General features: G+C 67.3%; 20 protein-coding genes and 1 pseudogene. 6 read left to right on the forward strand and 15 right to left on the reverse strand.

Annotated elements, in window-relative coordinates; translation table 11 throughout:
- Window positions 1–115: 115 nt before the first annotated feature.
- Window positions 116–1,009: a LysR family transcriptional regulator ArgP gene (locus ACVOK1_RS09690; RefSeq protein ID WP_481561893.1), complete on the reverse strand. Its 894-nt coding sequence runs from the start codon at window positions 1,007–1,009 to the stop codon at window positions 116–118.
- Between the two features lie 105 nt (window positions 1,010–1,114).
- Here ACVOK1_RS09690 and ACVOK1_RS09695 point away from each other — a divergent pair, with 105 nt between their 5' ends.
- Window positions 1,115–1,735 (forward strand): LysE/ArgO family amino acid transporter, encoded by a 621-nt coding sequence (locus ACVOK1_RS09695; RefSeq protein ID WP_108768236.1) that lies wholly within the window; start codon window positions 1,115–1,117, stop codon window positions 1,733–1,735.
- Window positions 1,736–1,911: 176 nt separating this feature from the next.
- Window positions 1,912–2,571 (forward strand): hypothetical protein, encoded by a 660-nt coding sequence (locus tag ACVOK1_RS09700; RefSeq protein WP_481561894.1) that lies wholly within the window; start codon window positions 1,912–1,914, stop codon window positions 2,569–2,571.
- On the opposite strand, the gene map is transcribed toward ACVOK1_RS09700, so the two are convergent.
- The 9 genes from map to ACVOK1_RS09745 all read right to left on the reverse strand — a co-directional run bounded on the left by map (window position 2,568) and on the right by ACVOK1_RS09745 (window position 10,410).
- A complete protein-coding gene (gene map, locus ACVOK1_RS09705) occupies window positions 2,568–3,350 on the reverse strand; it encodes a type I methionyl aminopeptidase (protein ID WP_200751605.1) in 783 nt (260 codons plus the stop codon). The genes ACVOK1_RS09700 and map overlap by 4 nt on opposite strands.
- 10 nt (window positions 3,351–3,360) lie before the next feature.
- Window positions 3,361–3,573, reverse strand: a complete 213-nt coding sequence (locus ACVOK1_RS09710; protein WP_043396626.1) for a ParD-like family protein — start codon at window positions 3,571–3,573, stop codon at window positions 3,361–3,363.
- Between the two features lie 67 nt (window positions 3,574–3,640).
- Window positions 3,641–4,000 carry a bleomycin resistance protein gene (locus tag ACVOK1_RS09715; protein WP_108768238.1) on the reverse strand — a complete coding sequence of 120 codons (360 nt, stop codon included), beginning with the start codon at window positions 3,998–4,000 and terminating at the stop codon, window positions 3,641–3,643.
- A gap of 107 nt (window positions 4,001–4,107) precedes the next feature.
- Window positions 4,108–5,235, reverse strand: a complete 1,128-nt coding sequence (locus tag ACVOK1_RS09720; protein WP_313051396.1) for a metallophosphoesterase — start codon at window positions 5,233–5,235, stop codon at window positions 4,108–4,110.
- Window positions 5,236–5,373: 138 nt separating this feature from the next.
- Window positions 5,374–7,536: a TonB-dependent siderophore receptor gene (locus ACVOK1_RS09725; RefSeq protein WP_481561895.1), complete on the reverse strand. Its 2,163-nt coding sequence runs from the start codon at window positions 7,534–7,536 to the stop codon at window positions 5,374–5,376.
- A gap of 66 nt (window positions 7,537–7,602) precedes the next feature.
- Window positions 7,603–7,902 (reverse strand): DUF3325 domain-containing protein, encoded by a 300-nt coding sequence (locus ACVOK1_RS09730; RefSeq protein ID WP_481561896.1) that lies wholly within the window; start codon window positions 7,900–7,902, stop codon window positions 7,603–7,605.
- Complete coding sequence (locus ACVOK1_RS09735; RefSeq protein WP_481561897.1) at window positions 7,899–9,485, reverse strand: PepSY-associated TM helix domain-containing protein; 1,587 nt, start codon at window positions 9,483–9,485, stop codon at window positions 7,899–7,901. The genes ACVOK1_RS09730 and ACVOK1_RS09735 overlap by 4 nt, the downstream gene beginning before the upstream one ends.
- A complete protein-coding gene (locus ACVOK1_RS09740) occupies window positions 9,482–9,817 on the reverse strand; it encodes a hypothetical protein (RefSeq protein ID WP_204324051.1) in 336 nt (111 codons plus the stop codon). Before ACVOK1_RS09740 ends, ACVOK1_RS09735 begins: the two co-directional genes overlap by 4 nt.
- 164 nt (window positions 9,818–9,981) lie before the next feature.
- Window positions 9,982–10,410, reverse strand: coding sequence for a winged helix-turn-helix transcriptional regulator (locus ACVOK1_RS09745; protein ID WP_481561898.1), 429 nt, complete (start codon window positions 10,408–10,410; stop codon window positions 9,982–9,984).
- An 82-nt stretch (window positions 10,411–10,492) separates the two neighbouring features.
- On the opposite strand from ACVOK1_RS09745, the gene ACVOK1_RS09750 reads away from it, so the two are divergent.
- Complete coding sequence (locus ACVOK1_RS09750; RefSeq protein WP_481561899.1) at window positions 10,493–11,680, forward strand: MFS transporter; 1,188 nt, start codon at window positions 10,493–10,495, stop codon at window positions 11,678–11,680.
- A 3-nt stretch (window positions 11,681–11,683) separates the two neighbouring features.
- Here the strand turns inward: ACVOK1_RS09750 and ACVOK1_RS09755 are convergent, their stop codons facing one another.
- The gene (locus tag ACVOK1_RS09755; protein WP_481561900.1) at window positions 11,684–13,096 is read right to left on the reverse strand and encodes a GGDEF domain-containing protein; all 1,413 of its coding nucleotides are present in this window, start codon (window positions 13,094–13,096) and stop codon (window positions 11,684–11,686) included.
- Window positions 13,097–13,275: 179 nt separating this feature from the next.
- Here ACVOK1_RS09755 and ACVOK1_RS09760 point away from each other — a divergent pair, with 179 nt between their 5' ends.
- Window positions 13,276–14,241, forward strand: coding sequence for a cation diffusion facilitator family transporter (locus ACVOK1_RS09760; RefSeq protein WP_481561901.1), 966 nt, complete (start codon window positions 13,276–13,278; stop codon window positions 14,239–14,241).
- Between the two features lie 99 nt (window positions 14,242–14,340).
- Here the strand turns inward: ACVOK1_RS09760 and nfi are convergent.
- Window positions 14,341–15,047, reverse strand: a pseudogene (gene nfi / locus ACVOK1_RS09765) (deoxyribonuclease V).
- A 76-nt stretch (window positions 15,048–15,123) separates the two neighbouring features.
- On the opposite strand from nfi, the gene gpmA reads away from it, so the two are divergent.
- Window positions 15,124–15,873, forward strand: a complete 750-nt coding sequence (gpmA, locus tag ACVOK1_RS09770; protein ID WP_200751615.1) for a 2,3-diphosphoglycerate-dependent phosphoglycerate mutase — start codon at window positions 15,124–15,126, stop codon at window positions 15,871–15,873.
- 128 nt (window positions 15,874–16,001) lie between these two features.
- Here gpmA and ACVOK1_RS09775 read toward each other — a convergent pair whose 3' ends face one another.
- Window positions 16,002–16,460: a DUF4262 domain-containing protein gene (locus tag ACVOK1_RS09775; RefSeq protein WP_481561902.1), complete on the reverse strand. Its 459-nt coding sequence runs from the start codon at window positions 16,458–16,460 to the stop codon at window positions 16,002–16,004.
- Between the two features lie 193 nt (window positions 16,461–16,653).
- On the reverse strand, window positions 16,654–17,115 hold the full coding sequence (locus tag ACVOK1_RS09780; RefSeq protein ID WP_481561903.1) for a hypothetical protein: 462 nt from the start codon (window positions 17,113–17,115) through the stop codon (window positions 16,654–16,656).
- A gap of 141 nt (window positions 17,116–17,256) precedes the next feature.
- On the opposite strand from ACVOK1_RS09780, the gene ACVOK1_RS09785 reads away from it, so the two are divergent.
- A complete protein-coding gene (locus ACVOK1_RS09785) occupies window positions 17,257–19,350 on the forward strand; it encodes a M13 family metallopeptidase (protein ID WP_481561904.1) in 2,094 nt (697 codons plus the stop codon).
- A gap of 64 nt (window positions 19,351–19,414) precedes the next feature.
- Here the strand turns inward: ACVOK1_RS09785 and ACVOK1_RS09790 are convergent, their stop codons facing one another.
- A complete protein-coding gene (locus ACVOK1_RS09790; protein WP_481561905.1) occupies window positions 19,415–20,005 on the reverse strand; it encodes an HD-GYP domain-containing protein in 591 nt (196 codons plus the stop codon).
- Between the last annotated feature and the right edge of the window lie 66 nt (window positions 20,006–20,071).

Here is a 20,071-nt window from a genome sequence, read left to right on the forward strand (position 1 = left end):
GTCGCGGGCAGGGACGTTGCAGGTGCACGTCGGGTCCGTCATCCGTAAAGAGTCCGGCAAAAACTAGTGGATGTGCCGTGAAGCTGCTGTCGGCGCGGTGCACGTCGCAGGGGCTTCAGCGCAGACAACCCTCCGCGGCGCTGCGCAGCGCCTGGGTGATCTGCTGCAGCGTGCTGGAACGCACCGCGGCATGCTGCCAGTACAGCGGCACATCCAGCCATCGGTCTGGTTCCAGCACAACTACGCTCCCTGCAGCCAGCGCCGGCGCGATCAGCGTTTCCGGCGCCAGGCACCAGCCCAGTCCGCGCGCGGCGGCTTCGACGAAACCGGTGGAGGAGGGCAGGTAGTGCACCGGCGGCTGCAGCCGCGCACGCGTGAGGCGGCGCAGGAAACGCGCCTGCAGTTCGTCCTTGCGGTTGAACACGATCATCGGCGCCACGGCCAGCGCATCGGCCTGCATGCCCTTGCCGAACCAGCGGCGGGCGAAGGCCGGCGAGGCGATGGCGTGGTAGCGCATCGCCCCCAGCGGGTGCACGTTGCAGCCCTTCAACGCGCGGCCTTCGGCGGTAACCGCACCGAGGACGCTGCCATCGCGCAGCAGTTCGAGGGTGTGGTCCTGGTCGTCCATGCGCAGGTCGAACAGGTAGCCATGGCGCTGGTGCAGCTCGGCGATGGCGGCGACGAACCAGGTGTCCAGCGAGTCGTCGTTGACCGCCAGCGGGATCGGCGTGCGCGTGGCGTCATTGCCGCGCTCGGGCAGCAGCTCGGCCAGTGCCTCGGCCTGCAGAGCCTGCATCGGCCGCACGCTGCGCAGCAGGATCTCGCCGGCAGCGGTGGGGCGGCACGGTGCCTGGCGCACCAGCAGCACCTGGCCCAAGCGGTCTTCCAGCGCCTTGATCCGCTGCGACAGCGCCGACGGGCTGATCGCCAGTCGCCTGGCGGCGGCTTCGAAACTGCCTTCTTCCAGCACCGCGGCGAAGGCGGCCAATTGCGGGTGTACCAGGTCCATGCCGGGCCTCTTCAGTTTTTCTGTACAGGATAAAGAAAAACCAGCTGGCCTTAACCAGCCGCCGGCGCCACTCTGCGCGTCCTTTCCGATGTGATGGCAGTACCCATGTGGATTACCGCGGCCCTGGCCGGCCTGTTTGCAGGCGCCGGCCTGATCATCGCCATCGGCGCCCAGAATGCCTTCGTCCTGCGGCAGGGGCTGCAGCGCCGCCATGTGGGCATGGTGGTGCTGGCCTGCATGGGCGCGGACATCGCGCTGATCCTGGCCGGGGTGGGCGGCATGGGTGCGCTGGTGCTGCAGTGGCCGCTGCTGCTGCAGGTGCTGCGCTTCGGCGGTGCGGCGTTCCTTGGCTGGTACGGGTTGCAGGCCGGCCTGCGTGCCTGGCGCGGCGGCAGTGCATTGGCCGCCGCCAGCAGCGAAGGCGGCAACCGGCGGCAGGTGCTGCTGGCCTGCCTGGCCTTCACCCTGCTCAACCCGCACGTCTATCTGGATACGGTGGTGCTGCTGGGCAGCCTGTCCACGCGCTATCCCGGCGAGCTGCGCTGGGCGTTCGCCGGTGGTGCCTGCGTGGCCAGCGTGTTGTGGTTCTGCGCGCTGGGCTACGGCGCGCGCCTGCTGCAGCCGCTGTTCCGCAACCCGAACGCCTGGCGCGTACTGGATGCAGGCATCGCGCTGTTCATGGCGAGCCTGGCGTTGTTGCTGCTGCTGCGCCCGCTGTCGCCATGAATGACTGCGCTGCGCGCATGTTGTGTCTTTGTTCCACTGATGCGGTTTTCGCCCGCACGCCCAGCACCGATAATGCCGCCCCCGCTGCGACCCCGCCGCGCATGCCGTAGTCCGGCAGCCCCCGGGTCGCCTTCGTTCTCGCAGTACATCCGTCCATTGGGCGGCATCGGTGTTCCATGAAAGACAACCTGCAACTCCTCCTGGCCCACCTCGGCCGCACGTTCCTGTTCGGCCTGATGATGGCCATCCCGCCGGCACTGGCCTGGCTGGATATCCATTGGCTGGGCGATGCGGTGGGTGAGTGGTCGCTGGTCGAGCTGACCCAGGAAGGCTTCCTCGCGGCGAGTGTCGCCGCCTTCGTGCGCCTGGCCGTGCGTCGCGCCGACGATCGCCGCTTTGCCGTGCTCGCCGCGGCGCTGTTTGCCTGCATGTTCGTGCGCGAGATGGATGAAGTGCTGGATCTGATCGCACACGGATTCTGGAAATATCCCGTGGCGGTGATGGTGGCGGGTTCGCTGGGCTGGGCCAGCCGTGACTGGCGCAGCACACTGCAGGGGCTGCTGCGCTTCCTGACCTCGCGCGCCGGCACGGTGATGACCATCGGCCTGGTGCTGCTGCTGGTGTACTCGCGATTGATCGGCATGACCTCGCTGTGGTCGGGCCTGCTCGGCGACCAGTACATCCGCGTGTTCAAGAACACCGTCGAGGAAACCACCGAGCTGCTGGGCTACACCTTCATCCTGGCCGCCAGCGTGGGCTACGTGGCACAGCGTGTGCGCGAGCCGCTGGCAGCGCGGCGCGCACAGGCGCAGGCGCTGCAGCAGCGGATGCTCTAGGCCGCATCAATCGCGCACAGCGGCGTTTCGTCCGGGCGCAGGGTCAGCACGCGCACGCCCTGCGCGGTTACCGCCACGGTGTGCTCGAACTGCGCCGACAACTTGCCGTCGCGCGTGTACACCGGCCATTCGTCCGGCAACTGGCGGATGGCCGGTTTGCCCTGGTTGAGCATCGGTTCGATGGTGAACACCATGCCTTCCTGCAACTCGAGGCCGGTACCGGCGTGGCCGTAATGCAGGATCTGCGGGTCTTCGTGCATTTCCTGGCCGATGCCGTGCCCGCAGTATTCCTTCACCACGCTGTAGCCGTGGCTGCGTGCATGGCGGGCGATGGCATGGCCGATGTCGCCCAGGCGCGCGCCGGGGCGCACCGCGGCAATGCCCTTCCACATGGCCTGGTAGGCCACGGTCACCAGCTTGCGCGCGGCGTAGTCGACCTCGCCCACCAGGTAGGTGGTGCTGGAATCGGCGATGTAGCCGTTCTTTTCCAGGGTGATGTCGAGGTTGACGATCTGCCCGCTGCGCAGCACGTCCTCATGGCTGGGCACGCCGTGGCAGATGACGTTGTCGATGGAGGTGTTGAGCACGTACGGGAAGCCGTACTGGCCCTTGCTGGCCGGCCGCGCGTGCAGCTCGTCGACGATCATCCGCTCGACGAAGTCGTTGATGTCCATCGTGCTGCGGCCTTCCAGCGGCAGGGCGTCGAGTGCGGCAAACACCTGCGCGAGCAGGCGCCCGGACTCGGCCATCAGCGCGATCTCGTCGGGGCGCTTGACCATGGCCATCGGCTCAGGCCTGCCCGGGGGCCAGCAGCGGCGGCTGCACGCCGGCCGCGCGCAGTTCGCTGGCGACGATGTCCTGGAAGCTCAGGGTCGGGTTCAGTTCGCACAGCATGCCGACCCGGATCCAGAAGTTGGCCTGGGCGTTGATGGACCGGCTGGAGACGGTGCAGGCACGACGCAGCTGGTCGTGCAGGGTGTCATCGATGTTGACGATGCCCATGGCGGACTCTCGAGAGGGAATATATGAAGCGTATACGTTTCATATATTCCACTCAAGTCCGCGCCGTTCAGTCGCTGTGGGTGGCAAAGCGCAGGCGGTTGCCGTCAGGGTCCACCAGCAGCATCTCGCGGGTACCCCAGTCGGTATCGTGCGGTGGCTGCAGGATGGGCACGCCAGCGGCGCTGAAGGCGCGGAACACCGCGTCCACGTCATCGACCTTGAAGTACACCGCGCCGCCGGGCTGGCAATCGCCGGCATGTTCGCTGAGGAACAGGGTCTGGCCCTCGCGGGTGAGCTGGGCGAACAGCGGCATGCCCGCGCCGAAGCGATGCTCCCAGTCGACGGCGAAGCCCAGGCCCTGCACGTAGAACGGCAGGGTGGTGTCGGCGTGCAGCATGCGCAGCTGCGGAATGACGGTCTGGGACATGGCGGCGGTTCCTGATGGGTAGAGTCGAGCTTGCTCGACTCTCCGATCAAAAGCAGTCGAGCAAGCTCGACTCTACCAAGGCCAACGGCGGTTGAGCTTGCTTGGAGTCAGCCATCCACGCCCGGCACGCCTTCGGCCAACGGCACGCGCGTACCGTCCAGCAGGCCGCGGCTGAGCGTGCCGTTCTCGATGAACAGCAGCTCGCCGTTCTCGCCGTTCTTGATGCTGCTGTCGATGGCGATCACGCGGCCACCATGGAAGGTGCTGACGTGCGGCATCGAGGTGTGGCCGACCACGATGCGCTTCAGGTGCAGCTGGTCGAGCACGGCCTGCACGCCGTTGCTGTCCAGCTGGCCATCGAAATAGCCGCGGTACCAGATCGGGCTGGTCTTGCCGTCGTACAGCGGCGCGGTGGCCGGGTCTGCCTTCACCTCGGCCTTGGGCGTGCCCAGCGAGGCCTGGTAGGCGGCATTGGTGGTGGCCGGGTCCAGCGCCAGCTGCACCGCCTCGGGCGAGATGCCGCCGTGCAGGAACAGGGTGTCACCGATCTTCAGCAGCACCGGGCGGGTGCGCAGCCACTGGCCGATCACCGAATCGCCCGCGTACAGCTGTGGGTAGCTGCGGCCCAGCAGCTGGGCGCTGCGCAGGTACTTGGGATTGACGTAGCGCAGGTCGTCGTAGAGCACCATGGTTTCGTGGTTGCCGAGCACGAAGTGCACCGCGCCGCCGGCCGCTGCGGCCTGCTGCTGCAGCCCGTACAGCAGCCAGAACGCCTCGGTCACCTGCGGGCCGCGGTCGAACACATCGCCGGCGATCACCAGGGTGTCCTTGCCCAGCGCCCACTGGTCCTGCGCGTCGATCACCTTGTTGGCGCGCAGCAGCCGCACCAGCAGGCCGTACTGGCCGTGGATGTCGGACACCGCAACGATGCGCGGCGTGGCCGGCAGCACCGACACCGAGGGCGCCACCGGCGGCAGCACGTGCACGCTGTGGGCGTAGCCGCACTGCGGGGTGAAATCGGTGCCTTCGGCATCGGCCGGAAGGGTGCGCATCTGCACCTGGTCGCCGCAGATCCACTTCGCCCGCAGCTGGTCGCCGACGCGGAACACGTAGGGACCATCGGCGTCGACATGCTCGGCCGGTGCGGCCACCTCGCGTGCCTGCAGCGACGGCGCGCCCAGCAGGGCCAGCGGCAACAGCAGCAGGGCGGGGTGGAGCAGGCGGCGGTGCAGCATGGTGGGTTCCTCGGCGGGCAACAAAAAAGGCGGGCCCGAAGGCCCGCCCCTGATGCTACGCCGTTGCCGACCCAGGCAGCATGCGCCGAAGGTGGGGGTCACTGTGCGGAATCGGGTGCCCGACGCCGCGCGGCGATATCAGAACTTCGCGCGCAGGTTGAACAGCACGCGGCGCGGCTCGCCCCAGTAGCCCGCGTTGAAGAAGCCGACGTTGCGGTAATAGACCTTGTCGAACAGGTTGGTGACCGTCACGCCCACGCTCAGGTTGTCGTTGATGCGGTAGCGGCCCATCAGGTCGAACAGCACGTAGCCGCCCTGGCTCATCCTGCCGGTGGCGGTCACCGGGGTGCCGTTGGCATTGAATCGGCCGGTGGGGATCGGCTGCATCTGGTAGATCTCGCTCTGCACGCTGAAGCCGCCGCCAACCGTCCACTGGCCGTGGCTGTAGGTGGTGTTGAAGCGCGCCAGGTGCATCGGGCTGGTGCTGGCGAAGCGGCTGCCATCGGGGTTGCTGCTGTAGCTGTAGGTGTAGCCGCCGGTCATGCTCCAGTGGTCGGTGATCGAGCCGGACACTTCGAACTCGCCGCCTTGGGTCGTGATGCCCTTGCTGGCGATGTAGGGCGAGCTGCCATCGGGCAGCTTGATCTCGCCGCCGTTCGGGTCGAGCTCGGCCACGTTGTCCTGCTTCATGTAGAAGCCGTTCAACGAGGTGTACAGGCGGCCGCCGAAGAATTCACCCTTCAGGCCGTACTCGTAGTTGCCGCCGGTGGTCGGGTCGAGCAGCTGGTTGTTGATGTCGCGGCGCGCGGTGGCCTGGAACACGTCGGAGTAGCTGACGAAGGCGGTGATGCTGCTGCTGAGGTCATACAGCACGCCCACGTACGGGGTCAGCTCGTGCGCGGTGGTGCGCGCGCTGCGGCTGGTGAACACACCGTTGACGTCGTAGTTGTCGGTGGTGGTGCGGTAATCCGAATAACGCGCACCGGCGATGATCTTCAGCGGGTCGATCGGGTTCAGGCGCACGGCGGCGTAGTAGCCGGTCTCGGTGGTGTTCACCGTGCTGGACGGAATGCCGTAGTTGTAGGTGGTCGGCTTGCCGATGTTGCCATCCCACTCGTAGATGCTGGGGAAAGCGTTGACGTTGTACGGGCGCGAGGTGATGCCGGCGCGGATGGTGTCCAGGTCGCGGTCGTAGTGGTTGATGCCCACCACCAGTTCATGCGAACGGCCGAACAGCTGGAACGGGCCGGAGGCGTACAGGTCGAACGCATCCTCGCGCGTCTCGGACACCGAATACGTATCGGCGATGCGCAGGCCCAGGCCGGTCACCGCATCGGCCCAGTTGCCGGTGTTGGAGCCGGCCAGCAGCAGCGAGTCGGTGTCGGTGGCGCGGTGGTTGTAGGCCAGTCGGCCGCTCCAGCCGGCGCCGAGCTGCTGTTCCAGGGTGGCGAAGTAGTTGGTGCTCTCGCGGTTCCATTCGTTCCAGCGCGCCGCGGCGCTGTAGGAGCGCGGCATGTGCGCACGCGTGCCATCGCGGAAGTACAGCGGCGAGGCGCTCCACGCACCGCCATCGGAGCGGGTCTTCAGGTAATCGATGCCGGCGCGCAGGCGGGTGCTGTCGGTCAGGTCGGCTTCGATCACACCGTACAGGCTGGGCGACTTGTCATGCTGGAAGCGCACCCAGCTTTCCTTGTCGGTGTAGGCGCCGACGAAGCGTCCACGCACGCGGCCGCCCTTGCTGAGCGGGCCGGAGACATCCACTTCGGCACGCTTGTAGTCCCACGAACCGGCGCTGAGGCTGGTGCTGGCCTGGAAGGTCTCGGTCGGGCGCTTGCGCACCATGTTGACCGTGGCCGACGGATTGCCAGAGCCGGTGACCAGGCCGCTGGCGCCGCGCACCACTTCGATGCGTTCGTAGATGGAGGTATCGCTGAGGATCGAGTTGCCGCCCGCACCGGTTGTGTAGTTGGTGGGGATGCCGTCGAACATGAAGTTGTTGATGGCAAAGCCGCGCGCGTTGAACAGCGTGCGGTTGCTGTCGTAGGACTGGATGGTGACACCCGGGGTCTGCTGCAGCACCTCGGAAATGGTGATGAGGTTGAAGTCCTCGATGCGCTGGCGGGTGAACACGGTCAGCGACTGCGGGGTTTCGCGCAGGGTCAGCGGCAGCTTGGTGGCGGTGTTGGTGCCGTACACCTGGTAGCCCTCGGTGCGCTGGGTGACCATCACCCGGTCCAGTTCGGTGGTGGTCGGCGCGCTGTCCTGGGCAAAAGCCGGCGCGACGGCGCAGGCGAGCGACAAGGCGAGGGCGTTCCGGCGCAGGGCGCCAGAGGAAGGCTGATACATGGTGGAACCTCGGTTTCTAGATCAGGAACGGGAAGACGGGCGTGGCGCCGGCTTGGCCGGGCTGCGGAAACTGAGCCAGAGCACCATCGCCCCGGCACCGGCGGCGAGCACGCCGCACCAACCAACAAACCCCTGTGCGATGCCCCATGCCGCGATGCTGGACAGCAGGCTGGCGAGCAGCCCCAGCACGCCCAGCACCTGCAGCAGGCGGCGACGCTGCGTGGGCGGCGCATGGCCGGCCACATCGCGGTGATGACGTTCCATCGCCATCGCCAGGCAGGCGAAGGCGGCGGCGGCCAGCAGCAGGGCGAGCACGCTCATGCGCCGGCCTCGACAGCGGCGGTGGCGCCGGTGCGTGCGGCGCGCGGCTTGCGCTGTGCCGGGACGAAACGATGCACCTTGCGTGCGGCCCACAGCAGGCCGGCGCCGATCACCAGCAGGCCGATATCGATGCCGGCCTTGGCACCATCACCGGCAGCAAGCGCAGATACCGCGCCACCCTGCCAGGCGACCAGGTTGTACAGCGGCAGGCCCAGGGCCAGCACGCCGGCCAACGCCAGCTGCTCGACCCAGCCGCGACGCGGTGCGCGCAGCATGGCGTGCACCACGCAGGCCGCCCAGGCGTAGAAGAACACTTTCACTTCGGCATCGCTGCGGTTGGCCACGTCCAGCGGCAGCAGGCGGTTGCCCCAGAGGAAGGCGAGCATCGCCACCGGCAGGCCGGTGACGAAACCGATATTCAGGCGTTCGACGATGCGGAAGCCCAGATGCGGGCGCGCCGGATCGGGCAGCTGGGTGCGGCGTTTCACCGTCCACAGCACCAGCCCGGTGGCCACCATCAGGGTGCCGGCCACGCCGGACAGGAAGAACAGCCAGCGCATCGTGGTGGGCGCGAAGCGCGCTGCATGCAGGCCGATCATGCCGTCGCGGGTGATGACCGCGGCCGAGCGCGGTGCAGCGGCATCCAGCAGGTTGCCGCGCGCATCGAAGCTGAGCGCGTCGGCGGCGCCGGCAATCTGGTCGCCCTGCTGGCGACGCACGCTGATGCGCATCGCCGCGTCGGAAGGATGTTCGATCTGCAGCGAGGCCGCATGACCGCCGCCCCATTGCACTTCGGCACGACGCAGCACCTCGGCCAGCGCTGGCGGCGTCGCGGCCACGCCACTGGCCTCGGCCTTCTCCGCGCGCGGGAACAGTTCGGCGAAGAACGCATCGCGGCCGCCGGGGTAGTTGGCATCGACCGCCCACGGCATGTACAGCGTCATCAGGGTGATCAGGCCGGTGTAGGTGATCATCAGATGGAACGGCAGCGACAGCACCGCCAGCGCGTTGTGGCCATCCAGCCAGCTGCGCTGGCCCTTGCCGCGACGGAAGGTGAAGAAGTCGGTGAAGATCTTCTTGTGGGTGATGACGCCGCTGATCAGGGCGATCAGCATCAGCATCGAACACGCACTGATGAACCAGCGCGCCCAAAGCACCGGCACGTAGTGCAGGTCGAAGTGCAGGCGGTAGAAGAAGTTGCCACCGCGGGTCTCGCGCACCTGCACCGGCTTGCCATCCGCATCCAGGGTGGCCTGGTTGGGATTGCGCTGGCCGCGGCGCCGTTCCTTTTCGCCCTGCGGCTGCCAGCTGACCGAGGTCGCGCTGCTGCGTGCGTCGGGCAGCTCGATGCTCCAGCGCTGTGCGTCGGGCGCGGTGCGGGCAAGGAACTGCTGGGCCTGGGTGACGGCGGTTGCGCTGCTGGCGGGCAGGCCGATTTCCGGCTGCATCCAGCGGGTCAGTTCTTCCTTCCAGTACGCGGCAGTGCCGGCGATGAAGATCAGGAACAGCACCCAGCCGACCACCAGGCCCGACCAGGTATGCAGCACCGACTGCGATTGGCGGATGCCACCGAGATTGCTCATGCCACACCCCCGCGCAGCAGCCATGCCAGCAGCGCACCGAGGCCACCGGCAAGCAGCAGGCCCAGCGTGGCGCGCAGGGTGCTGCGTGCGGCATAGGCCCAGATGGCGGCCAGCGCATAGACCACGAATGCGGCCATGGTGGCGACCAGGGTGGCATCGGCCTTGGCGCCGGGCAGCAGGCGCGCCAGTGCGGCGGCCCAGCAGGCGGCCACGGCGTACCCGCCCAGCAGGCCGAGCAGGCCACGGGCCCACAGCAGGGCATGGCCGCTACCGCGCGGCACGCGCTTGGCCGGCGGAGTGCCGCTGGCAGGAGAGGAGGAAGATGCGGCCATGGCCGATGTAAATAGGAATCGTATGCAATTGCGAGCGAATGCTATTTGACACCGGTAGCTGTGTCGAGTCCCCCATTCGGGGGAGGCGCCCGCCAAGAAAAGGGGGGCGGAGGGGATTAAGTCGTATGTGCACATGCGACTTAATCCCCTCCGTCCCCTTTTTGTCAGAGTTTGAGGACGACCGTCTGCTCGGGGGCGATGGCGTGGCCGGCGGCGTCCTGCGGCTGCATGTGGGGCAGGGCGGCGCCGCTGGTGCGCTCGATCAGGGTGGAATGCGCTTCGCCGGGGGCGAAACGATGCCGTTCGCCCCATTGGCGCAGGGCGACCAGCAGCGGGAACAGGTCGCGACCGGCGGCCGTCAGCACATAGTCCTGGTAGGCGCTGCCATCGGCCGCTGGCTGCTGCACCAGCAGGCCGGCCTCGACCAGCCGGCGCAGGCGGTCGCTGAGGATGTTGCGGGCCGCGCCGAGGCTGCGCTGGAAATCACCGAAGCGGGTGATGCCGTCGAAGGCATCGCGGATCACCAGCAGCGCCCAGCGGTCGCCGAGCAGGTCGGCACTGCGGGCCACGGGGCAGGGGCTGTCGGCATGCATGGCGGGCTCCACCGGGATATCTGGTTGCAGTTTAAAACCAGTGGCGCTACCGTGCAGCCAGTTTCAAAATGCAACCACAAAGATGAGCCTCCCCGTATCGCGGCCACTGCTCGGCCTGCTGGCGGTCGCCGCCGGCGCCAGCGTGGCCAATGTCTACTACGCGCAACCTCTGCTGGAACGGCTGGCCCAGGCCTTCGCCCTCGACACGGCCGTGGCCGGCGCGGTGCTGGCGGCTACCCAGGCCGGCAGCGTGCTGGCCCTGCTCGGGCTGTTGCCGCTGGCCGACCGTGGCGACCGCCGGCGCCTGCTGCGGGTGCAGTTGCTGGCCCTGGTGGCCGCGCTCCTGCTGCTGGCGGCTGCGCAGACGGCGGCGTGGTTGCTGGCCGGCATGTTGCTGGCCGGGCTGCTGGGCACGGCACTCACCCAGGGGCTGATCGCCTATACGGCCCAGCTGGCGCCGGCCGAACAGCGCGGGCGCATGGTCGGCGCCGTGCAGGGCGGAGTGTTCATCGGCCTGCTGTCGGCGCGCGTGCTGTCCGGCAGCGTGGCCGCCGTGGCCGGCTGGCGTGCGGTCTACCTGCTGTCCGCCGTGTTGATGGCGGCGTTGGCGCTGCTGCTGTGGCGACGCCTGCCGGCCCTCCCGGTGCCGCTGGTGCCGCCGTCGTGGCGCACGCTGCTGGCATCGATGGCCACATTGCTGCGTGACGACCGCACGCTGCGTGAGCGTGGGCCGCTGGCACTGCTGTTGTTTGCCGGCCTCAACGTGTTCTGGGCGGCGGTGCCGCTGCCGCTGTCGGCGCCGCCGTTGCACTGGTCCACTGCCGCGATCGGTGCATTGGGCCTGGCCGGCATCGTCGGTGCGCTGCTGGCCGCCCGGGTCGGCCACTGGATGGATCGCGGCTTCGGCGTGCGTGTCAGCCTGGCCGCGCTGCTGCTGATGCTGGCGGCCTGGGGGCCGCTGATAGGGCTGGCGTACTCACTGGCGCTGCTGTTGCTGGGTGTGGTGCTGCTGGACCTGGGCGGGCAGGCCCTGCACGTGTCCAACCAGGCGCTGCTGCTGCGTGCACCGGTCGAACAGCATGGCCGCCTGGTGGCGCTGTACATGCTGTTCTATGCGGTCGGCAGTGGCGTGGGTGCGACCGCCGGCACCTGGATGCAGGCACGCCACGGTTGGCATGCGGTGTGCCTGCTGGGCGCGGGAATCGCGGTACTGGCGCTGCTGTGGTGGCTGTGTTGCCGTGCGCGCCGCCGCCCCTGCGACGCGCTGTAGCGTTCAGCGCAGGGCGCGACGACCGGGTGCCTCGGGCAGTGCGGCATCGGCCAGCACGACGCGGTTGCGGCCGCTGCGCTTGGCGGCATACATCGCCGCATCGGCACGGGCCATCAGCCGCTCGTAATCCGGGTGGCCGTCGTGGCCGGCGACGCCGATGCTGGCACTGAGGTCCAGCACCTGGCCATTGGGCAGGCTGACTGGCGACTGCGCGATCTGCCGGCGCAGGCTCTCGGCAATCACCATCGCCTGCGATTCGCTGGCGGCCACCAGCACCACCACGAACTCCTCGCCGCCGTAGCGGAACAGGTAATCGCTGCCACGGGTCAGCTGGCCAAGCAGCGCAGCGACATGCTGCAACGCGCGGTCGCCGGCATCGTGGCCGTGGCCGTCGTTGATCGCCTTGAAGTGGTCCAGGTCGAGCAGCAGCAACGAGAACGGCGTCTGGTTGCGGGTGGCCAGCTCGATCTCCCGGCGCAGTACCGTCGGCAGGAAACGGCGGTTGAGCAGGTTGGTCAGCGCATCGCTGCCGGCATCGAGTTCGCCGATGCGTTCAAACAGCAGCGTCATCAGGCTGCGGATGGTGGCCAGGTCTTCGCGGATCGGCGGCAGCACGGCCAGGCGCTGGGCGGTGTCATCGTCCTGGGCACCCAGCAGGCAGCCATCGATGCGTGCGACCAGGCGCGACACCTGCTGCGTCTCGCTGCTTTCGCCGAAGCTGGGAATGCCTTTGTGGGTGAACCACAGGCCGAACTCGGACGTGGCCAGGCTGGCGCCCTCGCCATCGCAGGCGTGGCCGGCCAGGGTGTAGAGCAGGGTGTTTTCCCAGTCCAGCAACAGCGCCCGCTGGCGTTCGCGCTCGGTGCTCACGTTCTGCACCAGCGAGAACAGGCGATAGGCCGCATCGGTACGCGAGGAGCGCTCGCGGGCATGGGTATAGGCCAGCGTCATGCCTTCCATGGCGATGTCCATGGTCGCGCTGAGGCAGTTGATGGCCGCGAACGCGGTGTCGCTGTCGCAGGCCTGCTGACGCAGGCGCACGAACAGTTCGTGCTTGAGCACGCGCGCGCCGCGGGTCACCAGATCCACCGGAATGCCGACCCGCGCATGCACGTCGCCGATCACCCGTTGTGCGGCTACGGCGGCGGCCACGCCCTCGGTACCGGTGCACAGCAACTGGCTCAACCAGCGCTGCATTGCCGGCTGCAGGCGCTGCTTCACCTGTTCGTGGGACAGGAAGCGGCGTGCACGCGCATCGTCCAGAAGCACTTCATAGAAGCGCTGGGCGAGCAGCGGCGGAGCATCCTCGGCGACACGGCGCAGCAATGTAGTGGCAGCGCTGCCAGCCTGCAGCAGGCACTGCTGCCAGGCTTCGGCCAGCGGTTGGCTGGCTTCATCCAGTTGGGGGGTATCCACGTTGTTGTCCGGCGGCGTACAGCAGACCACCGGTATCGGCAGCGCGGGCGTACGGTTGAAGGGAGTGAGCAGCGCAGTGTAAGCCCGATGGGGCGTGCACGCCTGCAATGTTATAAACAGCGTAATAGTCTCCCGCGGCCACCGCGCGTAGCCTGACCGCATTGCACAGGAGCTTTGCCATGGGTCATGACCACGACCACCTGCCATCTGAAATCCGCCACGAGAAGCCCTTGTGGTGGGCGCTCGGGCTGACCACCACGTTCCTGCTGGTGGAAGTGGTGGGGGCGTTCTGGACCAACAGCCTGGCCCTGCTGTCCGATGCCGCGCACATGGCCACCGATACGCTGGCGCTGATGATCGCGCTGGTCGCGGTGCGGCTGAGCCGGCGCCCACCCGATGCACGCCGCACCTACGGCTATGCCCGCCTGGAAGCGCTGGGCGCGATGATCAATGGCGCGATGCTGTTCGTGGTGGCCGGCTACATCCTATGGGAAGCCATCGCGCGCTTCCGCCAGCCGCAGGAGATCGCCTCCACCGGCATGCTGGTGATCGCGGCGATCGGCCTGGTCATCAACCTCATCTCGATGCGGCTGCTGCAGGCCGGCAGCGGTGAAAGCCTCAACGTGAAAGGTGCCTACCTGGAAGTGTGGGCCGACATGCTGGGCTCGGTCGCGGTCATCGTCGGCGCGCTGCTGATCCGCTGGACCGGCTGGAAGCCGATCGACCCGATCCTGGCCGTGCTGATCGGCCTGTGGGTGCTGCCGCGCACCTGGGTGCTGATGCGCGAGGCGATCAACGTGCTGCTGGAAGGCGTGCCCAAGGGCACCGACGTGGCCAAGGTGCGCGCGGGCCTGGGCGCGCATGCCGCCGTGCTGGACGTGCACGACCTGCACATCTGGGCACTGGCATCGAGCACGCCGGCGCTGACCGCGCACGTGGTGATGCGTGATGGCACCGATGCCGATGCGCTGCGCCGCGAACTGGGTGCGCGTCTGCACGAGGAGTTCGGCATCGATCATGTGACCCTGCAGATCGAGGCGGACCATTGTGGCGAAGCCTGCGGGCAGCCGGTGAAGCACGATCATGACCATGGCCATGACCATGACCATGATGCGCAGGGCCATCATGGCCATGTGCACCGGTAAAAAATCCCGACTGGGTCGCGTCGGCTGGGAAGAGTCGACTGCTAGTCGACTGCTCTTGGCGGAAAGCCCCGAAAATCCCGCGCTGCGCGCGATAGTCGACTAGCAGTCGACTCTACCCTCATCGCGGCGCGAAGCCAGCCGGTCGGCCAGCCGCGTCGGTTCGGGCAGCCGGTAGCCGCGCAGCGTGCGCTGCACCCAGGCCAGCGCGGTATCGGCGCTGACCCGATGGCCGCCGGCCACGAACAACGGCCTGCAGCGGATCTTGCTGCGCAGCACCCAGCCCAGCTGCTCGTCGCCGTCCAGCAGCGGCGTGTGCGCGCCGGCTTCTGCGCCGGGCTCTTCGAAGCGCCCACCAGCTTCGACTTCGCCACGCCGATAGTGGGCAGGTCGGTCACTACGCCCAGGTGTGACGCCACGCCCAGCCGCCGCGGGTGGCTGATGCCATGGCCATCGACGAACACCAGGTCCGGCGTGCGCGGCAGCTGTGCCAACGCGGCCAGCAGGGCCGGCAGTTCGCGGAAACTGAGCAGGCCGGGGATGTAGGGCATGACCGTGGGAATGCGTGCGATCTCCTGCGCCACCGGCTGCAGGGTGCGGGCATCCAGCAATACCGCTGCGGCGCGGGTGGTGGCGCCGTCATCCTCGAAGCCCACGTCCAGCCCGGCCAGCCAGCGCACCGTGCGCGGCAGGCGGTCCTGGCGCTCCACGCGGCTGGCCAGCTGCCGCTGTTGTTCGCGGGCGTCGGCGACGCTGCCTTGCCAGCGCCCGGGGTCGATCACGGTCTTCATCGGCCCGCAGCATGGCATGGCCGCCGCCACGGCGCGGTGAGCGCCGGCGGGGCTACAATGGCCGCCTGCCTTTCCTCGCGTTGGAGATCCTGCAGTGACCCGTAAACTCGTACTGTTGCGCCACGGCCAGAGCCAGTGGAACCTGGACAACCGCTTCACCGGCTGGGTCGATGTCGATCTGACCGACCAGGGCCGCAGCGAGGCCGCCAACGCCGGCCGCCTGATGCGCGAAGAAGGCCTGCAGTTCGACGTCGCCTACACCTCGGTGCTCAAGCGCGCCATCCACACCCTGCAGGGTGCGCTGGCCGAACTGGGCCAGGACTGGCTGCCGGTCAACAAGTCCTGGCGCCTCAACGAGCGCCACTACGGCGGCCTGCAGGGCCTGGACAAGGCCGAGACCGCTGCCAAGCACGGCGAGGACCAGGTCAAGGTGTGGCGTCGTTCGTACGACATCCCGCCGCCGCCGATGGAGCTGGAAGATCCGGGCCACCCGATCCACGACCGCCGTTACGCCGGCCTGGACCGCAATGCACTGCCGGGTACCGAATCGCTGGCGACCACGCTGGACCGCGTGCTGCCGTACTGGCACGACGCCATCGCGCCGCAGCTGAAGGACGGCAAGACCGTGCTGGTCACCGCGCACGGCAACTCGCTGCGCGCGCTGTACAAGTACCTCAACAACGTCTCGCGCGAGGAAATCCTCGAGCTGAACATCCCGACCGGCATCCCGCTGCTGTTCGAACTGAACGACGACCTGACCGTGAAGTCGTTCCGCTACCTGGGCGACCCGGAAGCCGCCCGCAAGGCCGCTGAAGCCGTGGCCAACCAGGGCAAGGCGAAATAAAACTGAAGGCCGGCGCAAGCCGGCCTTTCGTTTTGTAGAGTCGAGCCATGCTCGACTGCTTTGATGTCGTGCGAAAGGCGCAGTCGAGCATGGCTCGACTCTACAGGGGCAGGCCCCTGAGGCCTTTGTTAGACGATGCCCAGCGCTTCGCTGACGTCAACGTAGGCGTAGCCATCTTCCCAGGGGTAGCGGTGATCGGCGTCCGGAAGGAACATCACCACGGCATCGAGCGGTGTTTCCGGGGCGTGTCGAAGGGCCGTTCCGAGATATTCCCGATGGAACCGTGGATCGACGCGCTTGAAAATGACGTCGTATCCCCCTGACAGGACGTCGCCATTCCTGATGTCCGGCTGTATCCGATTCCCCTCGGCGAGCATCGCGGCGCAGGCACTGAGCAGAGCATGCGCCCTGTCACGGGGCATGTTGAAGACCATGACTTCGGGCGCCTGGTGGCACTGGTTGAAGCCGATGGTGTAGGAAAAAGGGGCTTGATCGGGGTGATCTGGTTGGACGTGCAGGCAATGCCACCCGTAGCGCTGGATATGCTCGGCCACGGTCTCATCGCGGTGTGTCTGTCTGTCGGCCATGTGGTTCAAACGGGTGTCGTGGGTGCGATGCCTGCCAGTCTGGCATAGCGCCGGCAGTGTGCGGCATGGGTGAAACCCTTCCCATCAGGGGCGAATGAACGCCATTACGGCGGCCTGTTGTAGCGTCGAGCCATGCTCGACTGACGCCATCGCAACCCAGTAGAGCCACCCCATGGGTGGTTGCATCCGTCGGCTACGAAGGACCCAGCAAGCGCACCCTCGGCGGCTGCAATCCAGCAATGTCGATGACGTGGTCCTGGCATATCACTTGATAGTGGGCGAATGGGCCGGGGTAACGGCTATCAGCGAAGGTGGCATGGTCCAGATAGTCGAGGAACTTCGAACGGCTGTAGCGGCGGAACCGGTTGCCGCTCCAATCTTCGGAGTCGTCGCCGCTCTGGTAACACTCGTTGTGCACGACATAGCTGATGTAGTCATCCCATACCAGCTCGAAGCGCTGCGAATCGGAGGTTATCTCTATCGCCCGCACGTCATCTATCCAATGTCCCTGGCCGAAATTCACGCGGCGGGGCTCTCCTGTCACCCGTCCCTCCTCGATGACCAGCCGCAGACAGTTGACCTCCGGTTCGCCGATATCCGTCAGGAACAGATACTCGCAGGTGTCAAGAGCCAGTAGCAGCGCAGCTTCGTCCATGGGCGCGAGGTCCGGTGATCGGGAAGACAAGAATACCGGCATGCACTTGGTTGGCGATGCCACGGCCCCTGTGACCTTTGGCCGGTCCCCCGCACCGCCGTGCCCGCTACGCTGGACGATTCGCCGTCGGAGAGAGACTCCATGAACGTCCGCAACCTGGTCCCGCTGGGCCTGACCATCGCCATTGCTGCTTCGCTGGCCGCCTGTGGCAAGAACGAAACCGCGCCGGCCGCCACTGCCGATGCCAAGCCGGCCTTCGATCAGTCGCAGATCAAGACCGCGCTGATCTCGCTCAACGGCGCCGACCTGGATCCGTCCATCGCCGCCTGTACCGACCTCAACGGCTTCGTCAACAGCAAGTGGCTGAAGGCGAACCCGGTGCCGGGCGACCAGACCACCTGGGGCAGCTTCGAAATCCTGCGCGAGCGCTCGCTGGAAGTGCAGCACGCGCTGGTCGAACAGGCCGCCGCCAGCCAGGCCAAGGCCGGCTCGGTGGAAGCCAAGATCGGTGACATCTGGAAGACCGGCAACGACGAAGCGAAGATCGAGGCCGCCGGCCTGACCCCGCTGCAGCCGCAGCTGGACAAGATCGCCGCGCTGAACGACACCGCCGCCATCACCCAGTACCTGCGCGACAGCCAGGCCGAAGGCAAGGGCGTGCTGTTCTCGCTGTTCGGCAATGCCGACTACAAGGATTCGGCCAACGTCATCGCCTACGTCGGCCAGGGCGGCCTGGGCCTGCCGGAGAAGGGCTACTACTTCGACGAGTCGCAGGCCAGGATCCGCGAGGCCTACGTGGCCTACATCGCCCAGGTGCTGACTCTGTCGGGCATGGACGCGGCGCAGGCTGCCGAGCAGGCCAAGGCCGTGATGGCCTTCGAGACCCGCCTGGCCAAGGCCTCGATGTCGCGCATCGAAATGCGTGACCCGGCCAAGCGCTACAACCCGCTCAGCGCCGCCGACGCCGACAAGCTGACCCCGAACTTCAGCTGGACCGCGCTGTTCGACACCCTGAAGGTGCCGGCCGCGCAGAAGTTCTCGCTGGCGCAGCCGGGCTTCTTCGGTGAAATGGACAAGATGCTGGCCGACGTGCCGGCCAGCACCTGGCAGGCCTACCTGCGCTTCCACACCGTGGATGACGCTTCGCCGTACCTGAGCAGCCAGTTCGAGAAGGCCAACTTCGACTTCTACAGCACCACCCTGCGTGGCCAGAAGGAAATGCAGCCGCGCTGGAAGCGTGTGCTGGAATCGGTGAACGGTGGCATGGGCGAAGCCCTGGGCCAGCTGTACGTTGATGCCGTGTTCCCGGCCGAATCGAAGGTGGCCATGCAGCATCTGGTGGAGAACCTGTCGCAGGCGCTGAAGGCGCGCCTGGAGCAGCTGCCGTGGATGGGCGAGGAAACCAAGAAGAAGGCACTGGAAAAGTGGGCCAGCTTCACCCCGAAGATCGGTTACCCGGACAAGTGGCGTGACTGGGCGGGCCTGCAGACCAACGGCGACAGCTACCTGGGCAACATGCAGGCGGCGCGTGCGTTCAACTACCGCTACATGCTGGACAAGATCGGCAAGCCGGTGGACAAGACCGAGTGGGGCATGACCCCGCAGACCGTCAACGCCTACTACAACGCGACCAAGAACGAGATCGTGTTCCCGGCCGCCATTCTGCAGGCGCCGTTCTTCGACGCCAAGGCCGACCCGGCGCTGAACTACGGCGGCATCGGCGCGGTCATCGGCCACGAGATGATGCACGGCTACGACGACTCGGGCAGCCAGTTCGCCGCCAACGGCAACTTCGACAACTGGTGGACCGACGGTGACCGCAAGGCCTTCACCGAGCGTACCGACAAGCTGGTCGCGCAGTTCGATGGCTATGAGTCGGTGCCGGGCGTGTTCGTGAAGGGCAAGCTGACCCTGGGCGAGAACATCGGTGACCTGGGCGGCCTGACCGTGGCGTACGACGCGCTGCAGATGGCCCTGAAGGAGGACCCGAAGGCCAATGTCGAAGTCGACGGTCACAGCCAGGACCAGCGCTTCTTCATGAACTGGGCCACCGTGTGGCGCCGCAACTTCACCGATGGCGAGCTGCGCGTGCGCCTGAACACCGATCCGCACGCACCGGCCAACTTCCGCGCCAACGGTGCACCGTCGAACATGCCGTCCTATGCCGCTGCGTTCCAGTGCAAGGCCGGTGACGCGATGGTGCGCGCCGACGACAAGCGTGTGGTGATCTGGTAATCGCCACGGCGGTTGTCTGAGTGCAGAAGGCCCCGCGAAAGCGGGGCCTTTTCTTTTGCTGTGGCTACCCGGCCAGCATGTCGCGGAAACGCCTCAGCACGTACGGGTCAATCAACCCGCCGGCCTGCTCATCGAGAATGCGCAGTACCGCGTCATGCTCCATCGCCTGGCGGTAGGGGCGGGCGCTGGTCATCGCGTCGTAGGCATCGACCACGGTGAGGATGCGTGCGCCCAGCGGGATCGACTCGCCGTGCAGGCCATCGGGGTAGCCGCTGCCGTCGTGGGCTTCGTGATGGGCGCGGATCAGCCGCGCCACCGGCACCGCATCGCTGCGGCCCGTGGCCAGGAAGATGTGTTCGCCACGCACCGGATGCTCGCGCATGATCGCGCGATCCTCGTCGGTGTGCCGGCGCGGGCTCAGCAGCACGTCATCGGGAATGCCGATCTTGCCGATGTCGTGGAAGCGCGCGGCCAGACCGACGTGCGCGCGGCTGTCGCTGTCCATGTCGCAGTGGATGGCCAGGCGCTGGGCGAGCAGACCGACGCGGTCGCAGTGGTGGCGGGTGTAGGCATCGCGCATCTGCAGCGACATCGACAGTGCATCGACCAGGCAGGCATCGGTGTGCAGCAGATCGGGAGGGTTGGAATCAAGCATGGGGGTGGCGCCGCCTTGGCACGCAGAAACAACAAGGCCCGCGTCTGCGGGCCCGGATGGGGTGGG

The organism is Stenotrophomonas sp. STEN087 (genome assembly GCF_056759115.1).